This window comes from Novosphingobium arvoryzae, assembly GCF_014652615.1.
GTDB classification, from domain to species: Bacteria; Pseudomonadota; Alphaproteobacteria; order Sphingomonadales; family Sphingomonadaceae; genus Novosphingobium; species Novosphingobium arvoryzae.
Window position 1 is genome coordinate 31460 of record NZ_BMZD01000013.1, and the last position, 16111, is coordinate 47570.

Below are 16111 nucleotides of genomic sequence, written 5' to 3' on the forward strand. Positions count from 1 at the left end.
GGGTCATCGGGTGAGAGTCCTTTCGAGCGAATGGAGCGTCTGCGCGGCGCGCAGCAGATCGGCAGGGCGGCGCGCGGCGCGCAGGGCGGCGGCGGCGGCGGAAAACGGCATAAGGTCGGGCGCGCGGGCGGCCAGTGCGCGGTCAATCGCGGCTTCGGTGGCGGGGCCGTCCAGCCGATGCGGCAGGGCCAGCGCGCGCGCCAGCCGGTCCCGCGCGGCATCGGCATAGGGCGCACCGATCAGGTGCAGGCGCCGGGTCCGGCGGACCAGCGCGGCGGCGTTGGCGACCAGAGCGCGCTTGCCAAACGCGATCCCGCGCCCGGCCAGCAGCGGCGGGCCGAACCGGTGGAACGCCCGCCAGCCAATCACCAGCACCGCCAGCAACAGGCACAGCGTGGCGGCGAGGAACGGCGGGGTGAACGCCAGCGTCAGCAGGTTCTGCGAGCGGCCATAACCGTTGAGCGTCAGGTCGAAGGCGACGATCTTGTCCCCGCCGTCCAGCACTTCGCGCACCAGCGCTTCGGCCAGAACGGCATTGGGCGCATCCGCAAAGCCCTGATTGCTCAGCAGGTCCGGCTCGAACACCATGACCAGCGGATAGAGCGTATCGTCGACCGTATCGGGATCGGGTTCCGGCGCATATCCCTCCGCCGCCTCGCGCAGCGCGGGGTAATCGCCATCGTCGATATAGCCCGCCAGCACCCGCCCATCCTCGGTCCCGACTACCAGCGGCACCAGCGCATCGCCCGCGCCGGACAGCACGTTTTCGCTGGATGGCAGGTCGCCACCCGTCCCCAGCCCGCGCCAGCTGGCCACCTTGCCGCCCGCCCGCATCGGCTTCAGGTCCAGGCTGATGTCGTCGTAAAACTCGGTCCAGTTGGGCATCTGCACCCCGTCCAGCGTGACCCAGCCGGGCTTGGCCGCAGGGTTCAGCTGGCCAACTTGCATCGCCTGCCACTTGGGCAGGATGATCAGCGTCGGACCGATCAGGCGGCGGCGGGTAACGACTTCGGCCAGGTCCTTGCCTTCGGCATCGGCGGGCGGGGTCAGGATCAGCAGGCCCGGCTGCTTCAGGCTGGCGAGCGATTGCACGCGCGAGACGGCATAGCCGCGCCGCTCCAGATAATCGGCCATCGCGGCATAGCCGTTCAGCCCTTTGCCCCCGACGCTGGCCTGCCCGTCGTTGGGATTGCCCCCGGTCAGCCCCGCGCCGATCAGCCAGAGGAACGCCAGAAACGCGAGGCCGCCGACCACCACCAGCCCCAGCACGGTGCGCGGCGAAAATGGGCTGTCGGGCCGCGCGCTCATGCCGCGATCCGTTCCAGCGCGAAGGCGGCATAAGCCTCGCGCGCGGCTTGCCAGTCGGCGGCATCCAGCGCGCGCAGGGCATAGCGGCTGCGCTCCACCCGCGCCGCGATCAAGCCAAAGGCACTGCGGGCGCGGTCCGGCAGGGCGGGAAGCGCCGCCAGTTCGCGCGCCGTGCTGGCAGGGTGAACCCAGTCTGGCCGGGCAGCGGCGATCTGGCGGACGCTGCGCCGCAGCAGCAAGTGCGCGGCCTCGTCAAACCGGCCCGCAGCGGCCAGCACGTCGGCATCGTCCAGCAAGGCCAGCGCGGCTTCGCGGTCGGGCGTCCAGTCGGGCACGGCGTCGGCAGCGGGTGGGCGGACACGGGCCAGCAAGGGCTCCACCATCCGCCAGACCAGCCAGATCACCGCCAGCACCGCGATGCCCAGCAGTATCCATTGCAGGACGTGCCAGTTCATCCCCAGCGCGCGGCCCAGCGGCTCCAGCCATTCGGCCAGTGCTTTCAGCCATTCTGGCGGTTCATTGACCGGCTTGTCGGGGATCGTGACCGGGGCATACTGGATCGAGCCATCGGCCCGCACCGCCTGCCAATCGCGCGCGGCATCCTGCGCGGCCTGTGCTCCCTGGATCGTCACGCGGTTACTGGTCGCACGGCGCAAGCAACGGAGCAAGCGGGGAAATCCGGCGCGCCCCTACCCCCGCCCGCGTTCCTGCGGATAGGTGCCCAGCATCCGCAGCTCCTTGCAATGAAACGCCAGTTCCTCCAGCGCGCGGTCGACCGCCGGATCGCCCGGTGCACCGACGATATCGGCATAGAACGTGGTCGCGGAAAAGCTGGCGCCCTTTTGATAGCTTTCCAGCTTGGTCATGTTGACGCCGTTGGTCGCGAACCCGCCCAGCGCCTTGTAGAGCGCTGCGGGGATGTTCTTCACTTCGAACACGAACGTCGTCATCGTTGTCTGCCCGGCCAGCGAAGCGGGATCGAGCGGCTGGGGGGCGAGCACGACGAACCGGGTCATGTTGTCCGACGCGTCCTGCACGTCATCGGCGATGATCTTCAGGCCATAGAGTTCGGCGGCGATCTTGGGCGCGATGGCGGCGGCGGCGGGATCGCCCATTTCGGCGACATACGCGGCCGCGCCAGCGGTGTCGGCATAGGCCATCGGCACGATCCCGCGCGTACGCAGGAACACGCGCGACTGGCCCAGCGCCTGCGGATGCGAATAGGCGGCGGCAAACGGCCCATCACCAAGCGCCATCAGGCTGTGGCGGATCGCCATGAAGTGTTCGCCCACAATGCTCAGCCCGCTTTCGGGCAGCAGGAAGTGGATGTCGGCCACGCGGCCATGCTGCGAATTCTCGATCGGAATGATCGCGCGGGCGGCACTGCCGTCCTTCACCGCGTCCAGCGCGTCTTCGAAGCTGAAGCAGGGCAGCGGCAAGCAGGCGGGATCGTATTCCAGCGCGGCGCGGTGGCCGTTGCAGCCGGGGGCGCCCTGAAACGATACCGCGCGCGCCGGATCGGCAGCGGCGGCCTGAACCATTTCCTGAACGCGGGCCTGGGCGGGGGCGGGATAGCTGTGCATGGGGCCAAGCCCCTAAGCCGCGCGCGCTCTTTCCGCAAGCTGGCGGCGCGTCCACGGCAGCGCGGGCGCACTGCCCGGCGGCGGCAGCAGGCACTGGGCGAGCGCCTTGGCCACGAACCCCAGCTTGGCGGCGGTGCTGGTGGTGACACGGTGGTCCCACGCATGTTCGCCTGCCCGCGCCACTTCGCGCCCGATGGCGCCATAGATGCCAGCGGCGGAGAGCACTGCCCAGCGCGAGCGCAGCGGCAGCCGCGCCGCGCCGATCCGGGCGGACACTTCGTAATCCTGCGCCATGGCGCACATCCGCGCGACAATCGGCACGAGTGCGCCGCGATAGTGCGGCTTCATGTGCTCGCCAGGGGGAATGTCCGCCTCCACCAACCAGTCGAGCGGCAGATAGCAGCGCCCCGCCGCATCGTCCTCGTCCAGATCGCGGGCGATATTGGCGAGCTGGAAGGCAAGGCCGAGGTCACAGGCGCGGTCCAGCGTGTCCTCGTCGGTCGGGGACACGCCCATCACCACGGCCATCATCACGCCGACGGCCCCGGCGACGTGAAAGCAGTATTGCAGCAGGTCCGCCTCGCTGCGCGGACGCCAGTCATCGGCGTCAAGCGCGAAGCCGCCGATCACGTCGTCCGCCATCGCACGGGTCAGTCCGGTTTCGCGCGCGACCACGCCCAGCGCGTCAAACGCCGGATCGCCGGTCGCCTCGCCCGCGAAGGCCAGCTCGGTCAGGGTGCGGATCGTCGCCAGCCGGTCCTGCGCGCCAGCGGCCGGACCAAGCACGCCGCCGTGGTCCTGATCGTCGGCCAGATCGTCGCAGCGGCGGCACCAGGCATAGAGCAGCCAGACCCGCTCACGCGTTTGCGAATCGAACAGGCGCGATGCGGCAGCAAAGCTTTTCGATCCGCGCATAATCGAATCGCGCGCCTGTGCCACCAGCGCCGTGCGCGACGGCGCGTGCCGGTCAGCCATGCGCGCGGCCCGTCGGCATCACAGGTCGGTCACCTTCATCGCGAAGATCGGGGTGTGCGGCTCATGCGCGGCCATGCGGGTCAGCAGCAGGTCCAGCTCGGCCTCCGCGATCAGGATGCCCTGATGCGCCGGGCGGATGAAGCCCACCTCGATCATGTGGCGGTTGAACGCCAGCAGGTGATCGTAGAACCCGAAGGCGTTGAGCAGCCCGACCGGCTTGGCGTGATAGCCCAGCTGCGCCCAGCTGACCGCTTCCCACAGCTCGTCCATCGTCCCGACCCCGCCGGGGATCGTCAGGAACCCGTCCGACAGGTTGGTGAAGGCCAGCTTGCGTTCGTGCATGCCCGAAACGATGTGCAGTTCGGTGCAATCGTGATTGGCGACCTCGCCGCCCTTGCCGTTGGCGCCGGCCAGGGCTTCGGGGATCACCCCGATCACTTCGCCCCCGGCCTCTAGCGCCCCGGCGGCGACCGCGCCCATCAGGCCCAGCCGCCCACCGCCATAGACCACGCCGATCCCGCGCTCCGCCAGCGTACGGCCCACATCGTGCGCCAGCTGGATGTAGCGTGGATCTTCGGGCGAGGCCGAGCCGCAGTAGACCGCGATGCGCTTCACTGCAGGTCCTCCAGCATCAGCTTGGCCGTGGCCTTGGCACTGCCGACCACGCCCGGAATCCCCGCGCCCGGATGCGTGCCCGCGCCGACCAGATAGAGGTTGCCGATCTTGTCATCCCGGTTGTGGCCGCGGAACCACGCGCTTTGCGTCAGGATCGGCTCAAGGCTGAAGGCGCTGCCCATGTAGGCGTTGAGGTCCAGCGCGAAATCGCGCGGGGCATAGTGGAACTTGGTGACGATCCGGTCGTGAATGTCCGGGATCAGCCGCCGCCCGACTTCGTCCAGGATGCGCTTTTCCAGCATCGGCCCGACCGTTTCCCAGTCAATCGGCAGCTTACCCTGATTGGCGACCGGGATCAGCGCATAGAACGTCGATTTGCCCGGCGGGGCCACGCTGGGATCGGTCACGGTCGGGTGGTGCAGGTAGATCGAGAAGTCCTGCGGCAGCACGCCGTGTTCATAGATGTCGTCCAGCAGGCCCTTATAGCGCGGACCGAACAGGATCATGTGGTGCGGGATGCCCGGCCAGGTGCCTTCCAGCCCGAAGTGGACCACGAACAAGCTGGGCGAGAACCGCTTGCGCGCCAGGCTGCGCGCCGCCTGCTGCCCGCGCGGATTGCCGGACAGCAACTCGCGATAGGTGTGCATGATATCGGCATTGCTGGCGACCGCGTCGAAGCGTTCCTTCCAGCCGCTCTGCGTTTCGATCTCGGTCGCACGGTTGCCGACGGTGTGGATGTGGACCACCGGATCGTGCAGCCGCACCTTCCCACCGATCCGCTCGAAATGCTTCACCATCCCGGCGATCAGCTGGTTGGTCCCGCCCTTGGCCCACCACACGCCGCCGTCCTTTTCCAGCTTGTGGATCAGGGCATAGATCGAACTGGTGGTCATCGGATTGCCGCCGACCAGCAGGGTATGGAAACTCAGCGCCTCGCGCAGCTTCTCGCTCTTGATGAAGCTGGAAACCATCGAATAGACGCTGCGCCACGCCTGATACTTGGCCAGCGCGGGCGCGGCCTTGATCATGCTGGCGAAGTCCAGGAAGGGCACGTGGCCCAGCTTGACGTAGCCTTCCTCGAATACCCCGGCGGAATAGCGCAGGAATTCCTCGTACCCGGCCAGATCGCCTGGGGCGACGCGGGCAATTTCGCGGGTCAGGCTGGCTTCGTCGTTGGAATAGTCAAAGTTGGTGCCGTCCGGCCAGTTCAGCCGATAGAACGGCATGACCGGCATCAGTTCGACGTCCTCGGCGATATCGTGGCCCGACAGCGCCCACAGTTCCTGCAGGCAGGCCGGATCGGTGATGACGGTCGGCCCGGCATCGAACGTGAAGCCGTCCTTTTCCCAGTGGTATCCGCGCCCACCGGGCTTGTCGCGCGCTTCGATCACGGTGGTCTGGATGCCGGCGCTCTGCAGGCGGATCGCCAGCGCCAGGCCGCCAAAGCCGGCGCCGATCACGCAGGCGCGGCGCGGGGCGTGCGGGTCGAGCGGGGCCAGCGCGCTCATGCCGCGATCTCCAGCGGAGTGCCGGGAGTGCGCAGGGCTTGGAGCGCCCGGCCAATCGGCACCGGCGGTTTGCCGCACAGCACGCGGGCCTTGTCCAGCGGGGTGGACCGGGCGGCATAGAACCGCTCGATCAGGGGTTCGCTCAGGCGGTAAAAGCGTTCGAACACGCGGTAACGTTCCTCTGGAAGTGCTGCTCCGAACAGCATGGCGCCAAGTTGGCGGTAAAAACGGGTGGCGCGCCAGTGGGCGGTGGCGCGGGCTTCGATCAGGGCGGCCAGTTGCGCGCCCGGCAGATCGGCATCGTCAGCGATGGCCAGCGCGGTGTCGACCGCTTGCGGCAGGCTGTAGCTGGTGAGCGGATGAAAGAACCCGCCGCGCGATCCCGCCACGGCCACGCCGGGAATGCGGTGCGCGGCCTGGAACGCGGCAAAATTGCCACCGGTAACAACCGGCAGCACCCCGGTTTCATTGCCCAGAATGTCGCCTTCCCAGCCCTGTGCGTCGCAATAGGCCTGGATCCGGCTGGCCAGCACCCGCCGATCCAGCGCGGGGCTGTCAGCGTAATAGGTGTCTTCCACGAACAACTCGTCATGGGCCAGCGGCAGGACATAGACAAAGCGATAGGCCCCGTGCTGGGCCACGGCGGCGTCCATGATGACCGGACGGGTCAGCCCGTGCGGGCGGGCCGTGCGCAAATGGCGGCCCATGAACACCTGCCAGCCGCCGGTCAGTTCCGGCGCGGCCGTGATGCCCCGGCAATCGATCACCGCGCGGGCGCGAATGGTCTCGCCACTGGCCAGCTGGACGCTGCCCGGCTCCACCGTTTCGACCACGGCGCGGGTGCGGATTGTGCCAGCAGGCAGTTCGCGCCGCAGTCCGGCGTCGAAATCCTCGGACGACAGCGAGTTGTAGCGCGCCTGAAGAGTGCGGGCATGGGCCGGAAAGCGCACGTCATAGCCCTGGTCCCAGCGGGTCTGGCGCAGCGGTGCCAGCAGGTTGGTGCCCGCAGTGGAGAGGTCGGTCGCAAACCAGCTCCACCGGTGATTGCCGCCCAGCGTTTCACCCTGTTCCAGCAGGCACAGCGACAGATCGGGCCGCGCGCGGTGCAGCGCCAGCGCTGTCAGCCCACCGGCCAGCCCGCCGCCCAGGATCGCAAAATCATGCCTGCCACCATTCATCGCGCGCAGACTTAGGCGCTGGCGCGATTTGCCGCAATCCAAAGCACTACCGCATTTCGGCCCGACGGCGCGAGACTGCCGCTTATTTGCCCGCAGCCTTGGCCTCGGCAGCGGAAATATGCTTGTCGAGCGAGGCAACGATCGAATCGCTCAACGCCTGCTGCTCCGCATCGGTCAGCGGCTGGTTTTCCATTTCAGCGCGGATCGGGCCGAGCGCCTCGCCAATCGCGCCCAGCTTCATCAGGCCGGGCTGGCGCCGCGCCAGTTCGCCCAGCGCCGCGAAATCGTCCTGCGTGAACTGCGCCAGCGCGCCGCGCACGGCGGCATCGGTATCTGCCTGAACCGCCGCGGCGCTGACTTCCTTGTCCTTCAGCGCGCTGGTGATGGTGGCCTTGGCATCAAAGCTTTCGACCACCCCGCCCAGCAGCCGCTTGCCCATCGGCGAGCGATAGAACGCGGCCACGTCGCGCGCCTCGCTTGCGCTCAGCTTGTCGCGGAACACCGCGATCATGCGCGGGCGAAAGCTTTCGCGCACGCGGGCCGAATACCCGGCCAGAACGGGCCGGAACCCGGCCACCATCGCTTTCGACAGCCCCGGATAGCGCGCCTCGGCAATGGCCAGGCTGGTATCGGCACTGGCGATCTGCTCCGCGATCGTGGCCGACAGCTGATCAAGCTGACGCTCCATGTCCGCCGATTCCTGGATGGCGGCATAGATATCCTCGAATGGATCGACCGCAACTGGCGCGGCGGCCGGCACATCGGCCGCATGAACCGGCAGGGCCGCCAACGGGGCGCAGGCAAGCAGAACGGCGATGGCAGGCGCGAAACGGGGCATGGTCGGTTGTGGCTCCGGCGGGAAAGATTGATCCTGCCTAACACAAGTCCCTGTGATGCCAAGCCTTTTGGAGCAGGCGCACCACGCAATCCGCAGCCTGCCGCGCTTGGCAGTTGCGCTTGATCGCGGTCAATGTTTCAATCGCGTTTCGAGTCGAAACTGACTTCAATGGCGTAATAGCGCCAGTGGCAACACAACCGGAGAGAGAGTGATGGCAACAGCAGCAGTTCAGGCCCCAGATCCGTCCACACACGTTGACGTGCTGATCGTCGGCGCAGGCATTTCGGGCATCGGATCGGCCTATCACCTGCAGCAGCAGTGCCCCGGCAAAAGCTACGCCATCCTCGAAATGAAGGACACCTTCGGCGGGACCTGGGAGACGCACAAGTATCCCGGGGTCCGTTCGGACTCAGACCTTTATACCTTCGGATACCGGTTCAAGCCGTGGGTCGGCGCGCCCATCGCCAGTGCCGAGGAAATCCTGAAGTACATGGGTGAGGTGATCGAGGAGAACGGGATCGGCCAGCACATCCATTACGGCCACCGCATCACCGGCTGCAACTGGTCCAGCAAGGACAACCTCTGGACGGTCCAGGCCGTGCGCAAGGCCGATGGCGCGGCCGTGACGTTTACCGCGAACTTCCTCTGGATGTGCCAGGGCTATTACGATCACGAAACGCCCTATATCCCGGACTGGGCGGGGATGGACCGGTATAAGGGCCTGTTCATCCATGCGCAGAAGTGGGACCCCTCGATCGACTATACCGGCAAGCGCGTGCTGGTGATCGGTTCGGGCGCGACCGCCGCCACCGTCATTCCGGCCTTCGCCGAAAAGGCCGCGCACGTGACGATGCTGCAACGCTCGCCCACGTATTTCTTCTGCAGCGAGAACAAGAACGAGTTGGCCGACCGGCTGCGCGAAGTGGGCGTGGAGGAAGAGATCATCCACCACGTCGTGCGCAAGCAGATCATGTATGATCAGGACCAGATGACCAAGCGCTGCATCGAGGAACCCGATGCCGTGTTCGAGGATCTGAAGGAACTGGTCCGCGCGTTCAGCGGCAAGCCGGACTTCGAGTTCGAGCCGCACTTCACGCCCAGGTATCGCCCCTGGCAGCAGCGGCTGGCGTTCTGCCCCAATGGCGATATCTTCCAGGCCGCCGCGCAGGGCAAGCTGACCGTTTACACCGACACGATCGACACTTTCACCGAGAAGGGCGTGCGCACCGCATCGGGTGACGAGATCGAGGCCGACATCATCGTCGCCTGCACCGGTTTCCGCCTGTCGGTGATGGGCGACATTCCCTTCAGCGTGGATGGTACCCCGGTCGACTGGTCGAAGACGGTCAACTATCGCGGGATGATGTTCACCGGCGTGCCCAACCTCGTCTGGGTGATGGGCTATTTCCGTGCCAGCTGGACGCTGCGCGTGGACATGCTGGGCGATTTCGTCTGCAACCTGCTCAACCACATGGACGCCAAGGGCGTCAGCCGTGTCGATGTCGCCCTGCGGGACGAGGATCAGGGGATGGAACTGCTGCCCTGGATCGAAAGCGACAACTTCAACCCGGGCTATCTCGTTCGCGGGCTGGACCAGATGCCGCGCCGGGGGGACAAGCCCGAATGGCGGCACAATCAGGATTACTGGGCCGAAAAGGACGAGATTCCCAAGACCAATCTGGAAGGCAGCGAATTCGTCTATGACGGCGTCCGCGCCGGATCGAAGGCGAAGGAGCCGGTCGCCGCGTAACTGGCTGATCCGAAGCTGAGGTTTCGGATCAACCCTTCCTCCCGTTTACACGCGTCCCGCTTTCCGCCAGAACCAGTTGCCATGAGCAACGCATCAATCTGGTGGGGCGGGACGCGCCCCGATCTTGAAGCCATGACGCAGGGCGGGGCCGGTTCGATGAACGGCTGGTTGGGCGTAGAGTTCATCGACTGCGGCGATGACTGGATCCGTGCGCGGATGCCCGTCAATGAGCGCACGCGCCAGCCGTTCGGGCGGCTTCACGGCGGGGCATCGGTGGCCTTTGCCGAAACGGTGGGATCGGTCGCGGCGGGCTGGTGCGTTGATCGCACGAAGTTTGTCGGCGTCGGCATGGAGATCAACGCCAACCACATCCGCCCGGCCTATGACGGCTTCGTCTACGCCACTGCGCGCGCCGAATCGATGGGGCGCACCACGCAGGTCTGGACCATCCGGATCGAGGATGAAGGCGGGAAACTGGTCTGCCTGTCGCGCTTCACCGTCGCGGTGATCGCGCTGGAGCGCAAGTGACCGCGCCGACCCAGTCGGTCGCGGTGCTGGGCGCGGGCGACCACATCGGCGCCGCCATCGTGCGCAAGTTTGCCGCTCAGGGCTTTGCCGTTCACGCCGGACGCCGCAATGGTGACAAACTGGCCCCGCTGCTGGGCGGGACTGTCACCGGACGCTCGCTTGATGCGCGCGAGCCTGACGATGTCGCCGCGTTTCTGGCCGAAGCGGAGACAATCGCCCCGCTGGCGCTGGTGATTTTCAACGTCGGCGCCAACGTGCAGTTCCCACTGCTGGACACCACCGACCGGGTGTTCCGCAAGGTCTGGGAAATGGCCTGCTTCGCCGGGTTCGTGACCGTGCGCGAAGCCGCGCGGATCATGGCGCCGCGCGGCGCAGGCAAGATTTTCGTCACCGGGGCCACGGCCGGCCTGCGCGGCAATCCCGGTTACAGCGCATTTGCCGCCGCCAAGGCCGGGCTGCGCGCCATGGCACAATCCGCCGCGCGGGAACTGTGGCCGCAGGGGCTGCATGTGGCCCATCTGGTGATTGACGCCGGCGTCGATACCGCCTGGGTTCGCCAGCGCGTGATCGAGCGGATCGGTGCCGAAGCGCTTGCCGCCCAGCCCGATCTGCTGATGCCGCCCGAAGCCGTGGCCGAGGCCTATTGGGCGCTCTACAGCCAGCCGAGCGCGGCCTGGACCTTCGAGCAGGAAATCCGCCCCTACGGAGAGACATGGTGATGACCGAGATTGAATTCATCTACGATTTCGGCGGGCCGAATTCCTGGTTCGTGCAGCGGGCCATTCCCGCCATCGAAGCTCAGGGCAAAGTCCGCTTTCGCCACGTCCCGGTGCTGCTGGGCGGGCTGTTCAAGGCCACCGGAAACAAGCCGCCGATGCTGGTCTATGGCCATGTCGAGGCCAAGGTGGCCTATGACCGGCTGGAAATGGACCGCTTCATGGCCCGCCACGGGATCACCGGCTTCCGGCTCAACCCGCACTTCCCGGTCAATACCCTGCTGGCGATGCGCGGCGCGATCGCGGCCGAGCGGCTGGGCTGCGGGGCCGCCTACCGCGAGGCGATGTTCAAGGGGCTGTGGGAAGACGGGCTGAAGCTCGACGATCCGGCGATCTGGGCCGAAACGGTCAGCGCAGCTGGCCTTGATGCTGCGGCGCTGGGCGCGCTGGTGCAGGACGATGCGGTCAAGGCCGAACTGGTTGCCAACACCGAAGCCGCTGCGGCGCGCGGGGCATTCGGTGTGCCGACCTTCTTCCTCGGCAACGAAATGTGGTTCGGCAAGGACCGCCTGCGCGACGTGGTGGAAGCGGCAGGCGGCTGAGCCGCTTCAACCGGTCTGCGCCGCTTTCCAGTCGCGCTTGATCTTCTTCGCCAGGCTCCACTTGTGAACTTCGGTCGGGCCGTCATAGATCCGGAACGCGCGGACCTCGCGGAAGATCTGCTCGACGATGGTGTGGTCGGTCACGCCCATTCCGCCCATCACCTGCACGCAGCGATCCGCGATCCGCATCAGCGCCTCGGACACCGCAACCTTGGTCATCGAGCTTTCGACCGTGCCGAGCGAGCCGGTATCGAGCACCTGCGCGCACCACCGGATCATCAGTTCGGCCTGCTTCAGGTCGATCAGGTTTTCCGCCAGCATGAAGCCGACGCCCTCATGGTCGATCAGCTGCTTGCCAAAGGCCGAACGGCGGTTGGCATAATCACTAGCGATTTCGTGCGCGCGTTCGCAGCAGCCGTGCCAGCGCATGCAGTGCGACAGGCGCGCCGGGGACAGGCGGATCTGGGCATACTTGAAGCCCTCACCCGCCTCGCCCAGCATCTGGTCAGCGGGCACGCGCAGGTTTTCAATGACCACTGTGGCGTGGCCGCCCGGCATCGAGCTGTCGATGGTGTTGGGCACATGCTCGATCCGGATCGCCGGATTGGGCAGGTCGACCAGGAACATGCAGGCACCCTGCTCCGCCTTGGCCATGACGATGCCCACCTTGGCGCCTTCCGCGCCGGTGATGAACGCCTTGCGGCCATTGATGACCCAGTGGTTGCCGTCCATCCGGCAAGTCGTCTGCATCATCGACGGGTCGCTGCCCGCCCCGCCCTCCAGCGCCGGTTCGGTCATGAAAAACGCGCTGCGGGCGCGGCCTTCGACCAGCGGCTTCAGGAACCGTTCCTTGATCTCGGCGCTGCCGACCTTGCCCAGCAGGTACATGTTGCCTTCGTCCGGGGCCATGGTGTTGACCGCCAGCGGCCCCAGCGGCGAAAGGCCGGACTTCTGCAGGACATAGGCGGTTTCCAGCTGGGTCAGGTGGCCGCCATCGGGGAAGATATGCGGGGTCAGCACCCCCGCCGCGCGCGCCTTGTCACGCATTTCATCGACCAGTTCATCCAGCGGTGCGCCGTGATGGTCCCGCCGGGGATCGGTTTCGTAAGGGATCACCACATCGCGCACAAAGCGTTCGACGCGTTCCCCGATTTCCAGTGCGCGGCTTGAGATCATCGCTGCATTCCCCTGCTTGCCAAGGCCGGTCTGGCCGTTCATCGTGCAATTTAATCGCGCGATTGAATTTTCGCCAAGCACAACGGGACGGGGAAATCCAGCATGTTCGACCAAGCCGGGCAATTTGCCGGGGACGCCCCGCCCCTCACGGGAAACTCTACTGGCCATTGGAGCAACTGACATGACCGATTACCCCCTGCCTTATACCAGCGATGACCTGACCGGCCGCGTGGCACTCGTCACCGGCGCATCGTCCGGGCTGGGTGCGCGCTTTGCCCGCGTGCTGGCCGCCAAAGGCGCCAAGGTTGCGCTCTGCGCGCGCCGGATCGACCGGCTTGAGGCGCTGGCCGCCGAAATCAAGGCGGCCGGGGGCGAGGCGCTGGCCGTGCAGATGGATGCGACCGACGCCGATTCCGTGATCGCCGCCGTGGCAGCGGCGGAGGCCGCTTTCGGCACGGTCGACATCCTGATCAACAACGCCGGGATGCCGGACGCCCAGCGCGCCCACAAGATGAGCGTGGAACTGATCGACCAGGTGCTGGGCGTGAACCTGCGCGGCCCGTGGATCCTGGCCTGCGAAGTGGCGCGGCGGCTGATCGCGGCGAAGCAACCGGGCCGGATCGTCAACATCAGCTCGGTCGCGCACTTCCGCTATGACGGCGGCGGCGCGGCGCTTTATGCCGTGACCAAGACCGCCATCGCCCGCATGACCGAGGCGCTGGCAGTGGAATGGGCCCACTACAACATCAACGTCAACGCCATCGCACCGGGGATGTTCGTTTCAGAGATGACCGATGGAATGTTCGCGCGGATGGGCGGAAATCCGGCTGAACACCTGCCGCGCAAGCGCGTGCCCGTGCCGGAGCAGATGGACTCCACCCTGCTCTACCTCGTCGCACCGGCCAGCGAATGCGTCACCGGGGCGACCATCCGGATCGACGACGGGCAAAGCGCGCGGACCCGGATGTGATGGATCAGGGCCTGCGCCTCTACGCCTTCAACTGCGGGTGGTTCCAGTGCCGCCCCGGTTACTTCGTCGAAGGGGACGAAGGCGATTACCTGCGCGGGCCCGTTCCGGCCTATCTGATCGAGCACCCGCGTGGCCGGGCGCTGTTCGATACCGGCATGGGGGTACGCTATCGCCGCGACCTGGCAGACGCGCTGCCGGCCGACAAATTCGGGCTGCAGTGGTTCGAGGGGATGGACATTGCCACTCGCCTGCGCGCGATCGCCGTCGATCCGGGCAGCGTGAACTGGATCATCAATTCGCACCTCCACATCGACCACTGCGGCGGCAATGCGTTGCTGCCGAACGCCAGCGTCATCATCCAGCGGCGCGAATGGGATGCCGCGCGGGCCAATCCGGAACCGGAGCTCTATGAAGCGCAGGATTTCGACACCGGCCAACCGATCAAGCTGATCGACGGCGAACATGACCTGTTCGGCGACGGCACGGTCCGGATCGTGCCGACCTGGGGCCATACCCACGGTCACCAGAGCGTGATCGTCAAGCTGGCGAAAGGGGACGTGCTGCTGGCGGGCGACTGCTGTTATACCGAACGCAACCTGGACGTGATGGTGCTGCCGCGCGCCACCGCCGATGTGGAGCAGGGCCTGCTCACGTTCGAACGACTGGCGAAGGCGCGCGCTGGCGGCACCACGATCCTTTATGGCCATGATGGCAAGCAATGGGCGCACGTGCATGAAGGCGTGCCCTTCGATTTGGGGAACTGACATGCTGGTAACGATTGAACGCGACGGACCGGTCGCCGTAGTAACAATGAACCGCCCGGAAGCGATGAATGCGCTGTCCAAGGGACTGCGGGCCGAGCTCGCTGCCGCGATGGTGGAAGTGAACGCCGACGACTCGATCCGCGCCGTGGTGCTGACCGGCGCGGGGACGCGCGCGTTCACCGCCGGTCTCGATCTCAAGGAACTGGGGGCCGACACCTCCAACCTCGGCGCCGCCAATGCCGAGGACGCGCTCGCCAATCCGGTCAAGGCCATCGAGCAATGCAAGAAGCCCGTGATCGGCGCGATCAACGGCGTGGCGATCACCGGCGGGTTCGAAGTGGCGCTGGCCTGCGATATCCTGATCGCGTCGGAAAACGCCCGCTTTGCCGATACCCATGCCCGCGTCGGGATCATGCCGGGCTGGGGCCTGTCGCAAAAGCTGTCGCGGATGATTGGCATCAGCCGGGCCAAGGAACTGTCATTCTCGGGCAACTTCCTCGATGCGCAGACAGCGTGTGCCTGGGGGCTGGTCAACCGCGTGGTCCCTGCCGACGAGTTGCTGGCAGCGGCAAAGAAACTGGCGGGGGAAATCGCCACCGCCGACCCGGGCATGATCCGCGCCTACAAGGCACTGATCGACGATGGCTATGCCGCGTCCTTCGGCGACGGGATGGCGCTGGAGCACAGCCGCTCCAGCGCTGCCAATGGCCAGGTCAGCGCCGACGAGGTGGAGGCGCGCCGCCGCGCAGTGATGGAGCGCGGCCGCGCGCAGGTCTGACCCTTCAGCCGAACCTGCCGCTGACCCGCTCGGCAAAGTCGGGGCCAACCCCGGCGGTGTTGAACACTTCATAGGCCAGCCCGGCATCCAGCGGCAGGTCGGCCTGCGCCCGGTAGAGCGCCTTATAGGCCAGCACGGAATGGCGGCTTTGTGCAGCGATGGCCTCGGCCATGCGCAGCGTCAGCGCCGCCAGCTCGGCATCGGGCACGCACTGATTGGCCAGCCCGATCCGCGCCGCCTCTGCGCCGCTCACCGGCAACCCGGTGAAGCTCATCTCACGGGCCTTCCACTGTCCGACGCGGCGCGGAAGGCGTTGGCTCATCCCCCAGATCGGGACCAATGCGAACTGGCCGTGCGTATCGGCAAAGCTTGCGCTTTCCCCGGCCAGAATGATGTCTCCGGCCAGCGCCAGTTCCAACCCGCCGGTAAAGCATCCACCCTGCACCGCGACGATCACCGGATGCGGCAGATTGGCCAACCGCGTGACAATGCCGGCCTGATAGTTCGCGCGCGGAGCCTCCGCTCCTCGCTCCTTCAGGTCGTTGCCCGCACAGAACACTGACCCTGCGGCGCGCAGCACAACCACACCGATCTCCTCGCCCGCAGCCTCGATTGCGTTAAGGTGCGTATCGAGTTCACCCCACAGGGCGAGATTCAGCGCGTTGCGCTTGTCCGGTCGGTTCAGCGTCAGCAGCGCAATGGCACCGCGCCGCTCCAGCAGGACCAGTTGGACGCCTCGAAAAACTCTGGCGTTTGAAGGTCGGATTTGATTCACTTCGCCGACGAGGCGTCGGAGGCGGTGATGGCAGGGCAGCCGGGTTT

The 16111-nt window shown here is 66.7% G+C and carries 17 protein-coding genes; 7 read left to right on the forward strand and 10 right to left on the reverse strand.

Annotation, left to right across the window (positions count from 1 at the left end):
• Positions 1-3: 3 nt before the first annotated feature.
• The 8 genes from IE113_RS15635 to IE113_RS15670 all read right to left on the reverse strand — a co-directional run bounded on the left by IE113_RS15635 (position 4) and on the right by IE113_RS15670 (position 8005).
• Positions 4-1308, reverse strand: coding sequence for a DUF4350 domain-containing protein (locus tag IE113_RS15635; RefSeq protein ID WP_189543164.1), 1305 nt, complete (start codon positions 1306-1308; stop codon positions 4-6).
• Positions 1305-1940, reverse strand: a complete 636-nt coding sequence (locus IE113_RS15640) for a hypothetical protein (protein WP_189543166.1) — start codon at positions 1938-1940, stop codon at positions 1305-1307. The genes IE113_RS15635 and IE113_RS15640 overlap by 4 nt, the downstream gene beginning before the upstream one ends.
• Positions 1941-1997: 57 nt before the next feature.
• Entirely contained in the window at positions 1998-2891 is an 894-nt protein-coding gene (locus IE113_RS15645; RefSeq protein ID WP_189543168.1) for a prephenate dehydratase, read from the reverse strand.
• A 12-nt stretch (positions 2892-2903) separates the two neighbouring features.
• Complete coding sequence (locus tag IE113_RS15650; RefSeq protein ID WP_189543169.1) at positions 2904-3866, reverse strand: phytoene/squalene synthase family protein; 963 nt, start codon at positions 3864-3866, stop codon at positions 2904-2906.
• 18 nt (positions 3867-3884) lie between these two features.
• Positions 3885-4481 carry an LOG family protein gene (locus IE113_RS15655; protein ID WP_189543171.1) on the reverse strand — a complete coding sequence of 199 codons (597 nt, stop codon included), beginning with the start codon at positions 4479-4481 and terminating at the stop codon, positions 3885-3887.
• Positions 4478-5989, reverse strand: a complete 1512-nt coding sequence (locus tag IE113_RS15660; RefSeq protein ID WP_189543173.1) for a phytoene desaturase — start codon at positions 5987-5989, stop codon at positions 4478-4480. Before IE113_RS15660 ends, IE113_RS15655 begins: the two co-directional genes overlap by 4 nt.
• A complete protein-coding gene (crtY, locus tag IE113_RS15665; protein ID WP_189543175.1) occupies positions 5986-7167 on the reverse strand; it encodes a lycopene beta-cyclase CrtY in 1182 nt (393 codons plus the stop codon). The genes IE113_RS15660 and crtY overlap by 4 nt, the downstream gene beginning before the upstream one ends.
• Positions 7168-7249: 82 nt before the next feature.
• Positions 7250-8005 (reverse strand): DUF2059 domain-containing protein, encoded by a 756-nt coding sequence (locus IE113_RS15670; RefSeq protein WP_189543177.1) that lies wholly within the window; start codon positions 8003-8005, stop codon positions 7250-7252.
• 211 nt (positions 8006-8216) lie between these two features.
• Here IE113_RS15670 and IE113_RS15675 point away from each other — a divergent pair, with 211 nt between their 5' ends.
• The 4 genes from IE113_RS15675 to IE113_RS15690 all read left to right on the forward strand — a co-directional run bounded on the left by IE113_RS15675 (position 8217) and on the right by IE113_RS15690 (position 11601).
• Positions 8217-9755: a flavin-containing monooxygenase gene (locus IE113_RS15675; protein ID WP_189543180.1), complete on the forward strand. Its 1539-nt coding sequence runs from the start codon at positions 8217-8219 to the stop codon at positions 9753-9755.
• An 81-nt stretch (positions 9756-9836) separates the two neighbouring features.
• Entirely contained in the window at positions 9837-10283 is a 447-nt protein-coding gene (locus IE113_RS15680; RefSeq protein ID WP_189543183.1) for a hotdog fold thioesterase, read from the forward strand.
• Positions 10280-11002 (forward strand): SDR family NAD(P)-dependent oxidoreductase, encoded by a 723-nt coding sequence (locus IE113_RS15685; RefSeq protein WP_189543185.1) that lies wholly within the window; start codon positions 10280-10282, stop codon positions 11000-11002. The genes IE113_RS15680 and IE113_RS15685 overlap by 4 nt, the downstream gene beginning before the upstream one ends.
• A complete protein-coding gene (locus IE113_RS15690) occupies positions 11002-11601 on the forward strand; it encodes a 2-hydroxychromene-2-carboxylate isomerase (protein WP_229822628.1) in 600 nt (199 codons plus the stop codon). Before IE113_RS15685 ends, IE113_RS15690 begins: the two co-directional genes overlap by 1 nt.
• 6 nt (positions 11602-11607) lie before the next feature.
• Here the strand turns inward: IE113_RS15690 and IE113_RS15695 are convergent, their stop codons facing one another.
• Positions 11608-12777 carry an acyl-CoA dehydrogenase family protein gene (locus tag IE113_RS15695; protein WP_189543201.1) on the reverse strand — a complete coding sequence of 390 codons (1170 nt, stop codon included), beginning with the start codon at positions 12775-12777 and terminating at the stop codon, positions 11608-11610.
• Positions 12778-12958: 181 nt separating this feature from the next.
• On the opposite strand from IE113_RS15695, the gene IE113_RS15700 reads away from it, so the two are divergent.
• Genes IE113_RS15700 through IE113_RS15710 form a run of 3 tightly spaced genes read left to right on the forward strand, consistent with a single transcriptional unit; the run spans position 12959 to position 15289 of the window.
• Positions 12959-13747, forward strand: coding sequence for an SDR family NAD(P)-dependent oxidoreductase (locus IE113_RS15700; protein WP_189543190.1), 789 nt, complete (start codon positions 12959-12961; stop codon positions 13745-13747).
• On the forward strand, positions 13747-14511 hold the full coding sequence (locus IE113_RS15705) for an N-acyl homoserine lactonase family protein (RefSeq protein WP_189543192.1): 765 nt from the start codon (positions 13747-13749) through the stop codon (positions 14509-14511). The genes IE113_RS15700 and IE113_RS15705 overlap by 1 nt, the downstream gene beginning before the upstream one ends.
• Position 14512: 1 nt before the next feature.
• Positions 14513-15289 carry an enoyl-CoA hydratase gene (locus IE113_RS15710; RefSeq protein ID WP_189543194.1) on the forward strand — a complete coding sequence of 259 codons (777 nt, stop codon included), beginning with the start codon at positions 14513-14515 and terminating at the stop codon, positions 15287-15289.
• A 4-nt stretch (positions 15290-15293) separates the two neighbouring features.
• Here the strand turns inward: IE113_RS15710 and IE113_RS15715 are convergent.
• The coding region (locus IE113_RS15715) for an enoyl-CoA hydratase/isomerase family protein (protein ID WP_308430084.1) at positions 15294-16111 on the reverse strand (818 nt) is incomplete at its 5' end.